The sequence below is a fragment of the Micromonospora tulbaghiae genome (assembly GCF_900091605.1).
GTDB classification, from domain to species: Bacteria; Actinomycetota; Actinomycetes; order Mycobacteriales; family Micromonosporaceae; genus Micromonospora; species Micromonospora tulbaghiae.
Genome location: NZ_FMCQ01000003.1, coordinates 81,612 through 98,525 on the forward strand (window position 1 = coordinate 81,612; position 16,914 = coordinate 98,525).

The window sequence follows — 16,914 nt, forward strand, 5'->3', positions numbered from 1 at the left end:
ATGGTGTTCCACGTCCGGGGTCAGCCGAAGGCGGCCGCCAGGATGTCCAGGCCCCGGCCCAGCTCGTCGTCCGAGATGACGAGCGGAGGCAGGAAGCGCAGCACATTGCCGTAGGTGCCGCAGGTCAGCGTGAGCAGCCCGGCCGCGTGGCAGGCCGCCGAGACCGCTGCCGTGGCGGCCGGGTCCGGGGTCAGCGTGCCGGGCTGCACGATCTCCACGGCGAGCATCGCGCCTCGGCCGCGTACCTCGGCCACGCGCGGGTCACCGGCGGCGATCGCGCGCAGCCGCTCGCCCATCACCGCGCCGATCCGGCGCGCGGCGGCGGCGAGGTCCAGCTCCCGCATCGTCTCCATCGCGGCGAGCGCGGCGGCGCAGGCGATCGGGTTGCCGCCGTACGTGCCGCCGAGGCCGCCGACGTGCACCGCGTCCATCAGCTCCGCCCGGCCGGTCACCGCCGCCAGCGGCAACCCGCCCGCGATGCCCTTGGCCAGCGTGACCAGATCCGGCTCGACGCCCTCGTGCTCGCAGGCGAACCAGTCGCCGGTGCGGCAGAAACCGGTCTGGATCTCGTCGGCGACGAACACCACCCCCGCCGCCGTCGCCCACTCGCGCAGCGCCGGCAGGAACCCTTCGGCGGGTACGACGAAGCCGCCCTCGCCCTGGATCGGCTCGATCAGCAGCGCGGCCACGTTCTCCGCGCCCACCTGCTTCTCGATCATCTCGATCGACCGGGCCGCCGCGGCGGCGCCGTCCAGCCCGCCGTCGCGCAGCGGGTACGACATCGGCACCCGGTAGACCTCACCGGCGAACGGCCCGAACCGGTGCTTGTACGGCATGTTCTTCGCGGTCAGCGCCATGGTCAGGTTGGTCCGGCCGTGGTACGCGTGGTCGAACACCACCACCGCGGGCCGCCCGGTCGCGTGCCGGGCGATCTTCACCGCGTTCTCCACCGCCTCGGCGCCGGAGTTGAACAACGCCGAGCGCTTCTCGAAACCACCCGGGGTCAGCGCGTTGAGCTGCTCGCAGACCGCCACGTACGACTCGTACGGCGCGACCATGAAGCAGGTGTGGGTGAACCGTTCGACCTGCGCGCGTACCGCCTCGACCACGCGCGGCGCGGAGTTGCCCACGTTGGTGACGGCGATGCCGGCCGCGAAGTCGATCCACTCCCGGCCGTCCACGTCGGTGATCGTGCCGCCGCCCGCCCGGTCCACGTACGCGGGAATCGTGCTGCCGACGCCCCGCGCCACGGCCTCGACCCGGCGCTTGTGCAACTCCTCGCTGGTGGCCATCGGGATCAGCCTTCGATGTTGTGCATGACGTGCTTGACCCGGGTGTAGTCCTCCAGGCTGTAGACCGACAGGTCCTTGCCGTGGCCGGAGTGCTTGAAGCCGCCGTGCGGCATCTCCGAGACGAACGGGATGTGCGTGTTCACCCAGACGCAGCCGAAGTCCAGCCGGCGGGTCATCCGCATGGCCCGGCCGTGGTCGCGCGTCCACACCGAGGCGGACAGGCCGTAGTCCACACCGTTGGCCCAGCGCACCGCCTCGTCCTCGTCGGAGAAACGCTGCACGGTGATGACCGGCCCGAACACCTCGTCCTGGATGATCTCGTCGGTCTGCCGTACGCCGGAGACCACAGTCGGGGCGTAGAAGAAGCCGCGCTCGCCGACCCGGGCCCCGCCGGTGGTGACGTTCGCGTGGTCCGGCAGGCGGTCCACGAAGCCGCTCACCCGGGCGAGCTGGTTGGCGTTGTTCAGCGGGCCGTAGAGCACGTCGGCGTCGTCCGGCGCGCCGGTGCGTGTGTTGCGGGCCTGCTCGGTGAGCGCGGCCACGAAGTCCTCGTGGATGCCCGGCCCGGTGAGCACCCGGGTCGCCGCCGTGCAGTCCTGGCCGGCGTTGAAGTAGCCGCCCATCGCGATCGCCTCGGCCGCCGCCGCCAGATCCGCGTCGTCGAAGATCACCACCGGGGCCTTGCCGCCCAGCTCCAGGTGGGTCCGCTTCAGGTCCGGCGCCGCCGCGGCGGCGACCTCCATGCCCGCGCGGGTCGAGCCGGTGATCGACACGAGCTGCGGGGTCGGGTGGGAGACCAGCGTACGGCCGGTGTCCCGGTCGCCGCAGACCACGTTGAACACGCCCGGCGGCAGGTGCTCGGCGGCGATCTCGGCCAGCAGCAGCGTCGACACCGGCGTGGTGTCCGACGGCTTCAACACCACCGCGTTGCCGGCCGCCAGCGCCGGGGCGATCTTCCAGACCGCCATCATCAGCGGGTAGTTCCAGGGGGTCACCTGGGCGCAGACGCCGATCGGCTCGCGCCGCACGTACGAGGTGTGCCCGGCCATGTACTCGCCGGCCGAGCGCCCCTCCAGCAGGCGGGCCGCCCCGGCGAAGAAGCGCAGCTCGTCCACGGCCGGCGGCAGCTCCTCGTCGGCGGTGAGCTGCCGCGGCTTGCCGGTGTTGCGGACCTCCGCGTCGACCAGCTCGGCGGCCCGCGACTCCACCGCGTCGGCGAACTTCAGCAGCGCCCGCTGCCGCTCGGCCGGCGTGGTGTCCCGCCAGGTCTCGAACGCGGCGGCGGCGGCCTTCATGGCCGCGTCCACGTCCGCCGCGCCGGAGACCGGGGCCTGGGCGAAGACGTCGCCGGTGCACGGGTCGATCAGGTCGGCGTAGCCGCCGTCCACCGGGTCGACGTACTCGCCGTTGACGAAGTTGCGCAGCTGCTGCTGGTCGCTCATCAGAAGTCTCCGAGAGGGTGGCCGGGGAGAGGGTCAGCGGAGGTTATCGCAATCTGACTGCCATCTTGGCTACTAAATCCGAGGCAGACAAGGGTTTGAGCAACTGTTTCCGCGTGGGCACCTGTGGTCTAGGCTGCCGGTCGTGGAGCCGAGAGCCTTCTACGTCGCCGGTCGCCCCGCCCACGGCGAGGACGAGCTGACAGTCACCCACCCGTACGACGGGCAGCCGGTGGGGCGTACCACGCTCGCCACGGCCGACCAGGTCGAAGCCGCCGTCGCGGGCGCCGCCCGGGTGGCCGCGGAGGCCGCGGCCCTGCCCGCGCACGCCCGCGCGGCCGCCCTGGACCACGTCTCCCGCCGGCTCGCCGAGCGGGCCGACGAGGTCGCCGCGCTGATCACCGCCGAGAACGGCAAACCCGTCAAGTGGGCGAAGGCCGAAGTCGGGCGCGCGATCTCCACGTTCCGCTGGGCCGCCGAGGAGGCCCGCCGCTTCTCCGGCGAACTGCAACGGCTCGACACCGACCCCGCCGCCACCGGGCGGATCGCCCTGATCCGGCGCGTGCCGCGCGGGCCGGTGCTCGGCATCACCCCGTTCAACTTCCCGCTCAACCTGGTCGCCCACAAGGTCGCCCCGGCGCTCGCCGTCGGCACCCCGATCGTGGTCAAGCCGGCCCCGGCGACACCGCTCACCGCGCTGCTGCTCGGCGAGATCCTGACCGAGACGGACCTGCCCGAGGGCATGTTCTCGGTGCTGCCGCTACCGAACGAGCGCGCCGCCGAACTCGTCACCGACCCCCGGCTGCCCGTGGTCTCGTTCACCGGCTCCGGGCCGGTCGGCGCGGCCATCCGCCGGGCCGCGCCGGACAAGCACGTCACGCTGGAACTAGGCGGCAACGCCGCGGCGGTGATCTGCGAGGACTGGGCGGCGGACGAGGACCTGACGTTCGCCGCGCACCGCATCGCCACGTTCTCCAACTACCAGGCCGGGCAGTCGTGCATCGCGGTGCAGCGGGTCTACGTGCACGAATGGCTCTACGACGGCTTCCTGCCCCGGCTCGTCGCGGCGGTGCAGGCGCTGCGCACCGGCGACCCGCGATCCGAACTGACCGACGTCGGCCCGCTGGTGTCGGTCGAGGCGGCGCAGCGCGTCGAGACCTGGGTGGACGATGCGGTCGCGGCCGGGGCAACCATCGAGGTCGGCGGCCGACGCGACGGCGCGACCTACCCGCCCACCGTGCTCAGCGGCGCGCCGGCCGACGCGAAGGTGTGCGCCGAGGAGGTGTTCGGGCCGGTGCTGGTGGTCGCCTCCGTCGCCGACGACCGGGCCGCGTTCGCCGCCGTCAACGACTCCGCGTACGGGCTCCAGGCAGGCGTCTTCACCCACCGGCTCGACGTGGCGTTCGACGCCGCCCGCACGCTCGAAGTGGGCGGCGTGATCGTCGGGGACGTGCCGTCGTACCGGGCCGACCAGATGCCGTACGGCGGCATGAAGGGCTCCGGCGTCGGGCGCGAAGGGCTGCGCAGCGCGATGGACGACTACACCGAGCCGCGCGTCACGGTGCTGACCGGCGTGGCCCTCTGATCACTCGCCCCCGGCTCACCAGGTGCCGTCGTCGCGGACCCGGGCGGGAGCGCGGCCGAGCAGCAGGGTGGTGAGGGCGGCGTCGATGTCGGCGCCGAGGAACCACTCGCCGGCCTGGTCGAGGGCGAAGATCCGGCCGTGCTCGTCGACCGCGAGGATGCTCTCCTGACGTTCGCTGCCGAGCGGGAAGAGGCGGGCGCCCAGGACGGCGGCGAAGTCGGCGAGAGAGTCGGCGGTGTGGGCCACCTTCCGCGGTCGCACCTCGAAGCGGGAGATCCAGACCGCTTCACCGGGCCCTTGGCGCGCGGTCACCAGGCCGGGAAAGGCGGTGAGCGTCGCCAGCGCAGCGGGGAAAGACGCGTGCGTATGCGTGGTGCCGCTGACCTCGCTTACCTTGCGGACCGAGGTGGCGGCGGACACCTCGTCGCCGAAGTGCGGCCGCCAGCCGGCGATCACGAGCGCGTTCGCGACCTCGGTGGGAAACCGGTCGGGCTCGGGTGGCGTCTGGGGTTCGGACCGCCACTCCTCGGCGAAGGCCAGTTCCGGCCAGGGCAGCACGTTGAGGTGCACGAGGAACCTGATGCACGACTCGCAGCGCAGCTCGGCCGGACCGCCTGCGGGATCGCCGGGTTCCCGGACACGGAAGCTCTCGATCCGACTGGTGCCGAGCAGGTCGCGGGCGTCCTCGATGGACAGTGGGGATAGGCCCTCGGCGGCCCGGCGGTGGTCGTGCTCGTACAGCGCGTCGGAGACGACGATCATCTCGGCGTGCCGCTCGCCGCCGCGTACCAGATGCCCCGCGGGCAGGTCGTCCAGATAGGACTGGACGAGCGGGTGGTGACGCACCTCGACGTCGCCCTTCGCGCCCTGCGCGACGTGCTGCCGGCCGTCGAGCGTGAGGTGCGCGGTCGCGCCGGGTGTGGGCAGGCGGGTCAGCTCTCGCAGCAACTGGGCGGCCGGATCGACGGTACGCGGAGCGCGGGGTTCGCCGGGCCGCTGCTGGCGGTACATCGCCTCGACCGCCGGCGCCGGAATCCGCGGCCAGGTGGACACCTCGCCGGTCTCCTTGTCGATGACAGTGGTCGGCAGGTCGCCGGGTAGCGCCCGGGCTTCGGTGGACACGGTGGACTGCACCACGTAGCCCAGATCGAACTCCTCGACCTCGGGCGTGCACGGAAAACCGAGGCGGTCGGAGTCGCGCCGGGCCCACACGGAGGCGATCTGCTCGGCCTGCTGTCGCTCGATCACCACCTGAAATTACCGGACCCCACGGATTTCGTGGCACCCGGTATGGTCGGCCCTACCCACGGTGACGGAAGGGGAGCGACGGTGGCCGAGAGTGCGGACCGGGATGCGAACCGTGCACTACGCTCGCGATTCGACGAGGTGTACGGCCAATACCAGCGCTTGCGGTCCGGTCTGGACGAACTCCAGACCAAGCTGGCCGAACTGCGGGTCACCGAACGCTCCGACGACGGCCAGGTGACCGCCGTCGTCGGCGCACGGGGCGAGCTGATCAGCGTCGAGGTGAGCCCGGCCGCGTTCCGTGACCGGGACGCCCGGGCGTTGAGCCGGAAGATCACCGAGACCGTGCTGCGCGCCTCCACCGCGGCGACCACCGCGACCCGCGAGCTGGTCTCCGGCTACCTGCCGCCGGGTTCGCCGTCGGTCGAGTTCCTGCGTACCCATGACTTCGGCGCGCTGCTCGGCCGCGCCGACTCCGTGCTGGCCCGCGGCGAGTGACAGGTGGCCGGGGGAGATATCTGGCTGGACCCGGACCGGGCCCGGCGCGGCGGCGCTGACCTGGCGCTGTCAGGGCGGGCGGTGAGCGCGGCCCGGCGGGAGACGGGCGAGCCGATCGCCGCCGCGAGCGCCCAGCGGCCATGGGGCCGGGACGACATCGGCGCCGCGTTCGACAAGCACTACCAGGGTTACGCCGAGACGCTGCTGCGTGCGTGGGAGCTCCTCGGCCGCTCGTTGGAGGTGCTCGGGTCGGACGTCGTCCGGTCGGTCACGGCCACTGTGGAGACAGATCTGAGCAACGCCCGTGACCTCGGGAAGATCCCGCAGCAAGGGCACAACCCCCATCGGCCCCGGCGCTGACCACCGGAGGACCCGCGCGTGAGCATGCTGCCCAGCCCGATCCCGCACCCGCTCGACTTCTGCCCGTGGGACCTGCCCGGCTGGATCTACGAGGCGCTCGACTGGGTGGTCGGCGTCGAATGGCCGGAGGGCAACGAGCGCACCGTCTGGGATCTGGCCGACCAGTGGTACGGCGTGGCAGGCGTCCTGACCCGTCCCCGCGACGACGCGGTCACCGCCGCCGGTGAGGTGAAGAGCGGGTACGGGGGAGTCGGCCTGGTCGCCGGCGCGTTCGACACGGCCTGGCACAAGCTCGCCGAAGGCGAGGGCGCACCGCTGCACGTCCTGGTCGCGGCCACCGGCGAGCTGGCGCGGCTGGTCGACTCCTGCGGCTGCGACATCGAGGGCGCGAAGCTCGAAGCCTGGATCGAGCTGGGCATCCTGGTCATCGAGTTGCTGTCCCTGGCGGTCGCCACAGTGCTCACCCTGGGCGCCGCCTCCCCGGCGGCGGCCGCCGCGATCACCGCGACGCGGGTCGTGGTGCAGCAGATCTTCAAGCGGCTGGTGGCCCAGCTCGCCCGCAAGGCGGTCAAGCAGGGCCTCAAGGAGGCGGGCGAACGGGCCGTGAAGGAGGTGGCCAAGTCCGGTGTCCGCACGCTGGCACGGCGGGCCGCGATCGGCGGGTTGCTGGAGGCCGGCCAGGAGGCCGGCACCAGCCTCGGCACGCAGGCGTACCAGAACTCCACCGGCCGGCGGGACGGCCTCGACCTGAGCGACGTGAGCACGTCGGCGCTCGGTGGATTCGCCGGCGGCGCGGTCGCGCCGCTGGCCGGGCTGGGCCGGCACGCCAACGGGCGGCTCGCGGAGATCGGCGAGCGGTTCGGGCGGGAGATGGCTGGGGAGACGCTCGCCGAGACCGCTGCCGGTCTGGCGACCGGCCAAGGCCCGTCGCTGGAGGATCTGGCGCGCGCGGCTGCCTCCGGCGCCACCGGGTCCGCCACCAACCAGACGGACTCAGCACTGCAACGCCGCCTCGACGGGCAGCTGAGCGGGTTGACGGTGTCGCCGGTCGGCCTGGACCCGCCGGTCGCCGCCGATCCCGCCGGGCAGATCCCGGCCCAGCGGGTCGCCGAGCCGATCGTCCAGAGCGGCGACACGATCGCGGGTTCCGTTCCCGCGACACCCACGCACGTCGCGCCCCAAGCCGCGGGCCCGCACCCGCTCGCCGTGGACCTGCCCCGCCCGGTGCCGGATCCCACGACGACGCCGTCGATCGGCGATGTCGTCCCGCACGACGTGGCACGTCCGGCGGTCGCCACGAGCCCCACGTTGTCGTCGATGATCACGGACGCACCCGTCGTCGGCCCGTCCCTACCCGCGACCGGAGTCCATGGCGGCGCGGGCGCGGTCGTAGCGCCGATCGACAATGCGCAGCCGCCGTCGACCCCCGTACAGGCGGGAGCGGCACCGGCCACGCTGTCGCCGCCCACTGCGGATCATCCGCCCGTGGTGGCGCCGCCGTTGTCGGACCGAACCGGTCCCGGCGTCGGGCCCTCGACGCTGCTGTCCACGCCGTCGCCGCAGCCGCATGCGGCACCGTTCCCAGGACTGCCCGGCCCGGATCCACGCCCGACTCCCAACCCCCGCTTCCCCCTGTTGGAGTCGTTGGCGCCGCCCCGGCCGTCCGCCGACCTCCCCGGCCCCGCTGTCGGTCCACCGCCTCCGGACCTGCGGTCCATCCGGGAGCGTGCCGCGCGGTTGGTTGCTGACCGTGACTCGTTCGACCGGCGTCGCTACCGCGGTCATCTCCAGTCCCAGCGGACGTGGTTCGAGGACCGTCGACGGGAGACCAGAGCCGACTGGCTGCATGAGCGCGCCACGTACCACGAGGAACGTGCCAGTGACTGGGCCGCACAGGCCATGGAGCTGCGCCGCGCCGGCCGGACCCTGGCCGCCGAACGATGGCACCGGGAGTCACATGAGGCCTCCCTGGAAGCGGCCGACCTGCGCGAAGAGGCTCGGCACGTCCTCGCCGGGAGGCTTGTTCCGGGGCAGGTGATGGTCGAGGACGACCTCGACTTCTACCGCATCAACGACGACGTGGCGGACCTGGCCGTCGGCGCGGTGGAGACCGCCGACCACTCCGCGCTCACCGGTCACGGCCATCCCGAGCCGATCGACAGGTCCCGGCCCTACGGTCGCCGGGGAGGGCTCCGCCCTCCGCTGGCGCTGCACCAGACCGACCTCGAACGGCAGATGCCCCGCAACCCGGACGGCGGTGTGACGCGTACCGCCGATCCCCGGCGCGGCGGCTGGTTCCGCCTCGCGAACGACGGCGGCCCGGCGGCCGACGCCACCCGAGGGATCAACTGCCTCGACTGCACGCTGTCGCTGTTCGAGACCTGGGTTCACGGACGGCCGCGCGTCGCGGCGCCGCGTACGTTCGACGGCTACCTGAACGGCGACGTGAACCGGCCGGTCGGCGGGGAGGCGGACGGACCGCTGCGGGTCGAGCAGACGACCGGCGGCCGGTTCCAGGACCTCTGCCCGCCGGACCGGCCCGGGGTCACCCCTCGGGACCGGCAGCGGTTGGTGGACGGTGGCTACCGGGACCTGTACGCGCAGCTCGCGTCGGGTGGCCACGGCAGTTACGCGTTCCTCATCACCAGCTTCGAGGGCGGCGGCTCGCACGCCTGGGTGGCGTTGAACCAGAACGGCACGATCCTCTTCCTCGACCCGCAGACGGGCCTGGTGGCGGACCGGCCGCTCTACCACCACAGCGGCCGTCCGGCAGCCAGCAACGTGGTCGGCGTCGACGCTCTGGTGCTCGGCCCCGACGGCCGGCCGATGCCGCTCACCGGCCGCCCGCCCGGCACCTACAACGTCCTACCCGAGCCACTACCCCGCCCGGCGCCGCCACGGCCGCCGGCCCCGCCGCCGATCGCCGACGGCCACGTCCCGGACTTCAACCACGTCCACCTGCTCGGCGAGTCCACCACCATCCACCGCCGAACTGACGGACCGATGCCGGGCAGCGCGCCCTCCGTCGAGCCGGATCCCGACCGGGTACGCGAGGACCACCGGCAGGCGCACGCCGACCGGATCGCCGCCGGGCTCTACGTGCGCGACGCGCTCGCGCAGAGCGGGAACCTCGACGCCGCCTTCACCGCCGGGGTGACTCCTGTCGAACTGGCGCAGCACGCCGACGTGCCGACGCTGCGGCGGCTCGTACCCGGGCTGGACGAGAGCGCCGCGGCCGACCTCACCCGCTTGTTCGCCGACCCGCGTGTGCAGCGGATGCTCGACCAGAGCTGGGAGGCTCCGCCGCGACGGGAGGAGTTGCTGGCCGAGACGTTGGTGCGGCAGCTCGCGGAGCGGCCCGACCTGGTCCGGATGATCCTGGCGACACCGGAACTCGCCAACTCGCTGACCGCCCGGCCGCTGACCCTGCACCACCTGGCCAGCCACCAGCAGGCCATCGACGTGCTGGGCGAGGTCATGAACGACATCGCCATCCGCGGGGCCGAGGCGGTGATCGCTCCGAAGCCACTGAAGCCCCACCCGACGCCAATCAGCGAAGAGCAGCGGGAACTCGGCGAGCGAGTTGCGAGGCGCGGCCAACGGCGGTTGCAGCTCGGATTCGACAGAGCCCGACGAGATGACGAGGTGTATCGCCTCGCCTACATCGATCGGCTGTACGCGGACGCGGCGGCAGCCCAACCGGAGTTGAATACGCTTGCTGTTGCGCTGGCCGGCGACCAAGGCAGCCCCGATTGGAGGAAGGAACCCAAGAATCGGGACCGCGTTCTGGACAAGCTGATCGAGTACGAGAACGACGCGTCAAAGCTCAAGGACTTGGCGGGCGCCAGAGTGCAATTCGACACTCTCGATGCTGTCTACCAGGCACTCGGACGGCTGGCAGCCGACCCGGATGTGGTGATCCTCCATCTCAAGGACCGGTTCCTCGATCCACAGGACAGCGGCTACCGGGACCTCTTACTCAATCTTCGGATGTCGAACGGCCACATGGCAGAACTTCGACTGCAGCTCGCTGCAGTCGAGGAGGTCGCGGAATGGGAGCATGCGCTGTACGAAATCCGACGCGACCTAGAAGCGCTGTCCGAGAGTGAAGGCCGGCCGTTGACACAGACAGAACGCGCCATCCGCGACGGACTCCTCCGGCGAGCGCAGAGCGCCTACTGGAGCAGAGCGCAGGAGAGCATCGGGGAGGTGCCGCCGCAGTGAGGCCGGTGGAGGGCTTGACGCTGCCCAAGTTCTTCAACTACTACGACTCTCCCGTGAAGTTGGTCGCGACCGCCGACGGGGGCGTGGCCGGCTGGAGGCTGTCCAAGGACACGGGGGGCTGGCGTGAGGCCAACAACCTCATCGACAAGGTGCTGTTCGGGGGCGGCGACGAGATCTATGAGGTCTCTCCGGAAGAGTTCGTCCAACTCACCGAGCTTGAGAGAAGCCTCTACCTCCAGGGCGACGGCCCGATCTTCGCTCTCTACGAAACCGTCCGGGCGATCGAGGACACGCTCCAGGAGGAACGCCGGTATCCGACGCCGCAGGAGCAGGCGCTGATCCGGGGAGTCCGGCGGCGGACCTTCGTGATGTTCGAGGAGCAGCTCCAACAGGCCGGCGATCCCGCCGCCGACCCCACCATCGCCTCCGCCACGTCCTGACAGCGGCCGGGAACGTCATGCCCTCCACGGAAGGCCCACCCGTGCCCTATGTGCCACCCGCCGACGTGGCCGAGGCGAGACGCGTACAGGAGGAGTTGCGGTCCCGGGTGGACCTGACCGGGCCCGGTCCCGCCGCGCCCGCGACGGTGGCCGGGCTGGACGTGGCGTATGCGCCCGACGGCGACCTGCTCGCCGCCGCCGTCACGGTCCTCGATTCAGCCACCCTCGACGTGGTGGACGAGGCGGTGTGCGTGGGGCGGCCCGCCTTCCCGTACGTGCCGGGGCTGTTCGCGTTCCGCGAGATGCCGGCGTTGCTCGCCGCGCTGGACCGGCTCACCACCCGTCCCGAGCTGCTGGTCTGTGACGGGCACGGGCTGGCGCACCCGCGCCGGTTCGGGCTGGCCTGTCACCTGGGTCTGGTGACCGGGCTGCCCACGATAGGGGTGGGCAAGACGCCGCTCGTCGGCTCGTGGACGGGTCCCGGCCCCGAGCGTGGTGACAGCGCCGACCTGTGCGACGGCGGCGAGGTGGTCGGGCGGGTGCTGCGGACTCAGGGTGGTGTGCGGCCGGTCTTCGTGAGCGTCGGGCACCGGGTGGGGTTGGACAACGCGGTGGACCGGGTACTGGCACTGACGCCCCGGTACCGGCTGCCGGAGACCACCCGTACGGCCGACCGGCTGTGCAGGCGGGCGCTCACCGAAGCAGGCGCATCGGGCGGTGACCTGGGCGGGCGGTGATCGCGTGGCGCGGCACACATGTGGCGTGCTCGATGCGCGGGTGCCTGGAGGGGCCGGTAGTAACCTGACCGGCGGATCCGGTCCGGACGCAACGGTGAGGTGGAGATGTCGGCAGGGCGGCACGCGGCGCGGTGGGCCATGGTCGGCGCGCTGCTGGGTGGCCTGATCGCCGTCCCGGCGTCACCGGCGTCGGCCCGCGACGACCGGGTGGGACTGCGCTCGGCGAACAGCTTCACCGCCGGTGGTCCGCCGGGCACTGTGGCGGTCGAGGTGCGCAAGCGCACTGACGGCTGCGTGCAGTTGCGTACCGCGATCGGGCTCCGGTCGGAGGGCCTGCGGGCGGACCAGGTCCGGGTGCAGGTGGCGTCCGGGGGCCGATGGGTGCCGGTGCAGGTCTCCGGGGACGGCGGCGCCGTCGCCACCGCCGCGGTCGCTCCGGTCGACCGGCCGCTGTGCAAGGGCAAGGGCGTCACCGTGCGTTACCGGGTGTCGTTCCTGGCCGGGACCGTCGGCGGGCGGCTGGAGCTGGCCGGTGAGGCGAGCGCGGCCAACGGCGACGTGCTCGGCCGGGCTGGTGGGTCGGCCCGGCTGGTGGGCGCCCCGCGGACACCGAGCCCCAGCCCGTCCCGCAAGCCCTCGCCGACGCCCAGCGCGAGCGAGACCACGCCGGCCGAGGTGGCCGACACGTCGCCGGTGGCCGCCGCCGTCGCCCCGGCCACCGCCGCGGCCGACGACTCGTCGTTCGGAGGTTCCATGATCATGTGGTTCGGTATCGGGCTGGTGCTCGTCGGCGCCGCCCTCATCGTCCTGCTGCTGCGCCGCAACCGCGCCGACCGGACCGGCGGCGCGAACTCCGCCGACCTCCCGCCGGTCCCGCTGCCGCGCAGCACCACCACCTACCGCTCCGGCACGCCCGGACCGGCCCCCACGGTGTACGGGGCCGCGACGCCGCCCCGCCCGGCCGGCAACGTGTACGGCGCGCCCGCGTCCGTCCCGGCGTCACCGGCGCCGGCGGGCCCGGAGGCGACGAGCGCCCTGCCCCCGCCCCCGCCCCCGGCGGGCGGGGACGCGACGAGTGTCTTGCCCCGCTTGCCGGACTGAGCCGGAACCCGACCGGCTCCCGGGGTTAACGTGACGTTGGGTGGTCACGTCGTGACCCGATAGCCGCCACCTGCCCGACCGGAGGACGGAACACCGGGGCCGAACGGGGCCCGGTGCCGGGGCCGCTCGGCCGATAAGATCGCGTGCGCCGACCGGCACCGCCGACCGGTGAGACCGCATACGTGGAAGGAGCCGCGCCGTGGCCCTGGACCCGCAGTTGCTCGACATCCTCGCCTGCCCGGACACGCACCACGCCCCGCTCGACTACGACGCGCAGGCGCAGACGCTCACCTGCACCGAGTGCGGTCGCATCTTCGAGGTCCGGGACGACGTCCCGGTGCTCCTGCTGGACGAGGCGCGCGGTGGACCCGCCGCCGACGAGGCGCGGGGCGGGTCGTCGCGGTGATGGAGGGTACGGCCGGGGTCAGCGGCCACCGGCACGCCGACGAGGCCCTGCTCGACGACGCGGCGCAGCTCTCCGAGCGGGATCCGGGCGGCATGCTCCGGCACACCGCGTCCGCCGGCGCCCAGGTGCGCGAGTCGGCGGCGCTGGCCGCCGAGGCGAACCTGTCGGTGCTCGCCGACGACGGACGGCCCCGCGCGGTGGTCATCGCCGGCATCGGCACCGCCGGACGTACCGGTGACGTGCTGGCCACCGTCGCCGGGCCGCGCTGCCCGGTGCCGGTCATCCCGCACCGCAGCGCCGGCGTGCCGGGCTGGGTGGGCGCGGCGGACGTCGTCATCGCGGTGAGCGCGTCCGGTCGCAGCCCGGAGGCGCTGGGTGCGGCCGAGGCGGCGCACCGGCGCGGCGCCCGGCTCGTCGCGGTCGGCGCGCCCGACTCGCAGCTCCAGTCGGTGGCGGAGCGTGCGCGTGCGCCGTTCATCCCGGTGCCCCGGCGTGCGCCGGCCCGGGCCAGCCTCTGGGCGCTCACCGTGCCGGTTCTGCTGGCCGCCCGTACCCTCGGGCTCGTGAAGGTCAACGAGGCGGATCTGGCCGAGACGGCGGCCCGGCTGGACGCCGACGCCGATCGATGCCGGCCGACCGCCGAGTCCTTCGTCAACCCGGCGAAGTCGCTGGCGCTGGGCCTGTCCGGTTCGATCCCGATCGTGTGGGGTTCGTCCCCGCTGGCCACCGTGGCCGCCCGGCGGTTCGGCGACACGCTGTCCGCGAACGCGCGCTACCCGGTGGTCGCCGGTGCGCTGGGCGAGGCGGGCCGGGGCCGCGTCGGCCTGCTCGACGGGGTGTTCGGTGGCCTGGCCGAGGGCCAGCGGGACATCTTCGCCGACCCGGGCGACGACGAGTCCGACGGCACCCGGCTGCGGCTGGTGCTGCTGCGTGACGGCGGGCTCAACGCCGACGACGACACCGACGAGCCGCTGGCGGTGGAGGAGCGCCGCGCGGACGCGGTGCAGACGCTCGCCGAGCGGCGCGGGGTGCGCTGCGACGTGGTGACCGCCGAGGGCGGCTCCGCGCTGGAACGGCTCGCGTCGCTGGTCGCGGTCCCCGACTTCGCCTCGATCTACCTGGCCCTGGCACATGGGCTGGACCCGATGGCGGTACCGGCCATCACGGAGATGAAGGAGCTGGCGAACCAGTGACCACACGGGGCATCGAGCGAGGCGGGGAATGAGCGCAAACGGGGGCACCAAGGCGATCGTCGCCGCCCTGGCGGCGAACCTCGGCATCGCCGTCACCAAGTTCATCGCGTTCGCCCTCACCGGCTCGTCGTCGATGCTTGCCGAGTCGATCCACTCGGTGGCCGACTCGGGTAACCAAGGGCTGCTGCTGATCGGCGGCCGGCGGGCCAAGCGGCAGGCCACGCCGCAGCACCCGTTCGGGTACGGCCGGGAGCGCTACATCTACGCGTTCATCGTGGCGATCGTGCTGTTCAGCATCGGTGGCCTGTTCGCGCTCTACGAGGCCTACCACAAGGCGTCGGACCCGCACCCGATCGAGAGCTGGCAGTGGGTGCCGGTGGCGGTGCTGGTCGCGGCGATCGTGATGGAGAGCTTCTCCTTCCGTACCGCGATCAAGGAGTCCAACCTGATCCGGGGCAACCAGACCTGGGTCCGGTTCATCCGCCGGGCCAAGGCCCCGGAGCTGCCGGTGGTGCTGCTGGAGGACTTCGGCGCCCTGGTCGGTCTGGTCTTCGCGTTGTTCGGCGTCGGCATGACGCTGATCACCGGCAACGGCATGTGGGACGCGGCGGGCACCGCGATGATCGGCGTCCTGCTCGTGGTCATCGCGATCACGCTGGCGATCGAGACCAAGAGCCTGCTGCTCGGCGAGGGCGCCGAACAGAGTGAGCTGGCCAAGATCGAGCAGGCTGTGACGGACGGTCCCGAGGTGGAGCGGATCATCCACATGAAGACGCTCTACCTCGGCCCGGAGGAGCTGATGGTGGCGGCGAAGATCGCGGTGCCGGCCTGGGAGACGGCCCAGGACCTGGCGCGCGACATCAACGCGGTGGAGGCGCGGATCCGCCGCGATGTGCCGACCGCCCGGGTGATCTACCTGGAGCCGGACATCTACTCGCCCGCCGCCGAGCGGGCCGGCACCGGGCAGGCGGCGGACACCGCCGTCCCGGAGACCGTGACCAGTGGTGGGACGCAGGCGGCCGACGAGGTGGCCGGGCGGCCCGGGAGCTGACCGATGGAGTTGTTGCAGGGCCGGATCCGTGACTACGCCTGGGGCTCACGCACCGCGATCGCGGAGTTGCAGGGGCGGCCGGTGCCGAGCGACGGGCCGGAGGCGGAGCTGTGGCTGGGCGCCCATCCGGGCGCCCCGGCCACCGTGCAGCGGGACGGCCGGCCGGTCAGCCTCACCGAACTGCTGGTGGCCGAGCCGGACCACTGGCTGGGTGAGCGGCTGGTCGGCCGGTTCGGCACGCGGCTGCCGTTCCTGCTGAAGGTGCTGGCGGCCGACGCGCCGCTGAGCCTCCAGGCGCATCCGGACGCCGAGCAGGCCCGCGCCGGGCACGCCGCCGACGTGGTGCGGGCCAACTACGTGGACCCGTACCACAAGCCGGAGCTGCTGGTGGCGCTCTCGGAGTTCGACGCGCTCTGCGGCTTCCGCGATCCGGGGGAGTCGGCGGAGGCGATCGCCGCGTTCGGCGTACCCGCGCTGGAGCCGGTCGTGGCGGCGTTGCGCGACGGGCCGGCGGGGCTGCGGGAGGCTGTACGCCTGCTGTTGAGCTGGCCCCGGGCGGAGCGCGCCGGGCTGGTGGCGGCCGTGCTGGCGGGGGCGGACGCGGGTCCGGCGCCGGCGGACGCCGCGCTGGTGCGCACGCTGGCGGCCGGCTATCCGGCCGACCCGGGCGTGGTGGTGGCGCTGCTGCTGCACCATGTCCGGCTGGCGCCGGGCGAGGGCATCTGGATGCCGGCCGGGAATCTGCACGCCTACCTGCACGGCACCGGCGTGGAGATCATGGCGGCCAGCGACAACGTGCTGCGCGGCGGGTTCACCGCGAAGCGGGTCGACGTGGACGAGCTGCTGCGGGTGCTCCGGTTCGAGGTGCTGACCCAGCCGGTGCTGCGGCCGGAGCAGGTGGAACCGGGGGTGCTGACCTGGCCGGTGCCGGTGGAGGACTTCGCGCTGCACCGGGTCGAGGTGACCGCCGGGTCGCCGGGGGTGCGGCTGACGCTGCCGGGGCCGCGGGTGGTGCTCTGCCGGACCGGGAAGCTGACCGTGGACGACGGCGTGGGCACGGTCACGCTGGACGCGGGTCAGGCGGCCGTCGGGACGGCGGCCGGTGGCCCGCTGACGGTGGGCGGGGCAGGCGAGGCGTTCGTCGCCACTTGCGGCATGCACTGATCCGCACAAGTCCGACTTTCCCGAAATGGCTTGACGGTCACGCTGCGTGGTGTGACCCTATGGGTACGCAGCGTTGTCGCGACGAAGGTCCGGTGACGTGCGGGGGAACCAAACCGGGGGGATGCACGGGGCGGCCGGGCCGTGAGTGGAAAGTCCGCTCACGACCGACCGCCCCGTGC

The 16,914-nt window shown here is 73.0% G+C and carries 14 protein-coding genes; 11 read left to right on the forward strand and 3 right to left on the reverse strand.

Features of this window, described 5'->3' with window-relative positions; translation table 11 throughout:
* Nucleotides 1–20 precede the first annotated feature (20 nt).
* Together gabT and GA0070562_RS09340 are read right to left on the reverse strand one after the other, a co-directional pair.
* Entirely contained in the window at nucleotides 21–1,292 is a 1,272-nt protein-coding gene (gene gabT, locus GA0070562_RS09335) for a 4-aminobutyrate--2-oxoglutarate transaminase (protein ID WP_244255007.1), read from the reverse strand.
* 5 nt (nucleotides 1,293–1,297) lie between these two features.
* A complete protein-coding gene (locus tag GA0070562_RS09340; protein WP_091418664.1) occupies nucleotides 1,298–2,734 on the reverse strand; it encodes a gamma-aminobutyraldehyde dehydrogenase in 1,437 nt (478 codons plus the stop codon).
* 142 nt (nucleotides 2,735–2,876) lie between these two features.
* On the opposite strand from GA0070562_RS09340, the gene GA0070562_RS09345 reads away from it, so the two are divergent.
* Nucleotides 2,877–4,316 carry an aldehyde dehydrogenase family protein gene (locus GA0070562_RS09345; protein ID WP_091418667.1) on the forward strand — a complete coding sequence of 480 codons (1,440 nt, stop codon included), beginning with the start codon at nucleotides 2,877–2,879 and terminating at the stop codon, nucleotides 4,314–4,316.
* Between the two features lie 15 nt (nucleotides 4,317–4,331).
* Here GA0070562_RS09345 and GA0070562_RS09350 read toward each other — a convergent pair whose 3' ends face one another.
* A complete protein-coding gene (locus GA0070562_RS09350; RefSeq protein ID WP_091418670.1) occupies nucleotides 4,332–5,567 on the reverse strand; it encodes an SUKH-3 domain-containing protein in 1,236 nt (411 codons plus the stop codon).
* Between the two features lie 135 nt (nucleotides 5,568–5,702).
* On the opposite strand from GA0070562_RS09350, the gene GA0070562_RS09355 reads away from it, so the two are divergent.
* From GA0070562_RS09355 to manA, 10 genes are all read left to right on the forward strand, one after another.
* A complete protein-coding gene (locus GA0070562_RS09355; protein WP_254663763.1) occupies nucleotides 5,703–6,059 on the forward strand; it encodes a YbaB/EbfC family nucleoid-associated protein in 357 nt (118 codons plus the stop codon).
* Nucleotides 6,060–6,062: 3 nt separating this feature from the next.
* Nucleotides 6,063–6,419: a hypothetical protein gene (locus GA0070562_RS09360; protein ID WP_091418675.1), complete on the forward strand. Its 357-nt coding sequence runs from the start codon at nucleotides 6,063–6,065 to the stop codon at nucleotides 6,417–6,419.
* A 24-nt stretch (nucleotides 6,420–6,443) separates the two neighbouring features.
* Nucleotides 6,444–10,643 carry a toxin glutamine deamidase domain-containing protein gene (locus tag GA0070562_RS09365; protein ID WP_254663783.1) on the forward strand — a complete coding sequence of 1,400 codons (4,200 nt, stop codon included), beginning with the start codon at nucleotides 6,444–6,446 and terminating at the stop codon, nucleotides 10,641–10,643.
* The gene (locus tag GA0070562_RS09370) at nucleotides 10,640–11,083 is read left to right on the forward strand and encodes a hypothetical protein (RefSeq protein WP_091418681.1); all 444 of its coding nucleotides are present in this window, start codon (nucleotides 10,640–10,642) and stop codon (nucleotides 11,081–11,083) included. Before GA0070562_RS09365 ends, GA0070562_RS09370 begins: the two co-directional genes overlap by 4 nt.
* A 17-nt stretch (nucleotides 11,084–11,100) precedes the next feature.
* Nucleotides 11,101–11,820, forward strand: coding sequence for a deoxyribonuclease V (gene nfi / locus GA0070562_RS09375; RefSeq protein WP_091418684.1), 720 nt, complete (start codon nucleotides 11,101–11,103; stop codon nucleotides 11,818–11,820).
* A gap of 105 nt (nucleotides 11,821–11,925) precedes the next feature.
* On the forward strand, nucleotides 11,926–12,921 hold the full coding sequence (locus GA0070562_RS09380; protein WP_091420169.1) for a hypothetical protein: 996 nt from the start codon (nucleotides 11,926–11,928) through the stop codon (nucleotides 12,919–12,921).
* 199 nt (nucleotides 12,922–13,120) lie between these two features.
* Complete coding sequence (locus tag GA0070562_RS09385) at nucleotides 13,121–13,327, forward strand: Trm112 family protein (protein ID WP_091418686.1); 207 nt, start codon at nucleotides 13,121–13,123, stop codon at nucleotides 13,325–13,327.
* A complete protein-coding gene (locus GA0070562_RS09390; protein WP_091418688.1) occupies nucleotides 13,324–14,520 on the forward strand; it encodes an SIS domain-containing protein in 1,197 nt (398 codons plus the stop codon). The genes GA0070562_RS09385 and GA0070562_RS09390 overlap by 4 nt, the downstream gene beginning before the upstream one ends.
* A gap of 28 nt (nucleotides 14,521–14,548) precedes the next feature.
* Entirely contained in the window at nucleotides 14,549–15,571 is a 1,023-nt protein-coding gene (locus GA0070562_RS09395; protein ID WP_091418690.1) for a cation diffusion facilitator family transporter, read from the forward strand.
* Between the two features lie 3 nt (nucleotides 15,572–15,574).
* Nucleotides 15,575–16,735 carry a mannose-6-phosphate isomerase, class I gene (manA, locus tag GA0070562_RS09400; RefSeq protein ID WP_091418693.1) on the forward strand — a complete coding sequence of 387 codons (1,161 nt, stop codon included), beginning with the start codon at nucleotides 15,575–15,577 and terminating at the stop codon, nucleotides 16,733–16,735.
* The last annotated feature ends 179 nt before the right edge of the window (nucleotides 16,736–16,914 follow it).

Bases quoted from the DNA above. Each gene is read 5' to 3' on its own strand.
- GA0070562_RS09395 (WP_091418690.1), top strand. From the start codon at position 14,549: ATGAGCGCAAACGGGGGCACCAAGGCGATCGTCGCCGCCCTGGCGGCG.
- GA0070562_RS09365 (WP_254663783.1), top strand. From the start codon at position 6,444: ATGCTGCCCAGCCCGATCCCGCACCCGCTCGACTTCTGCCCGTGGGAC.
- GA0070562_RS09380 (WP_091420169.1), top strand. From the start codon at position 11,926: ATGTCGGCAGGGCGGCACGCGGCGCGGTGGGCCATGGTCGGCGCGCTG.
- gabT (WP_244255007.1), bottom strand. From the start codon at position 1,292: ATGGCCACCAGCGAGGAGTTGCACAAGCGCCGGGTCGAGGCCGTGGCG.
- GA0070562_RS09340 (WP_091418664.1), bottom strand. From the start codon at position 2,734: ATGAGCGACCAGCAGCAGCTGCGCAACTTCGTCAACGGCGAGTACGTC.
- manA (WP_091418693.1), top strand. From the start codon at position 15,575: ATGGAGTTGTTGCAGGGCCGGATCCGTGACTACGCCTGGGGCTCACGC.
- nfi (WP_091418684.1), top strand. From the start codon at position 11,101: ATGCCCTCCACGGAAGGCCCACCCGTGCCCTATGTGCCACCCGCCGAC.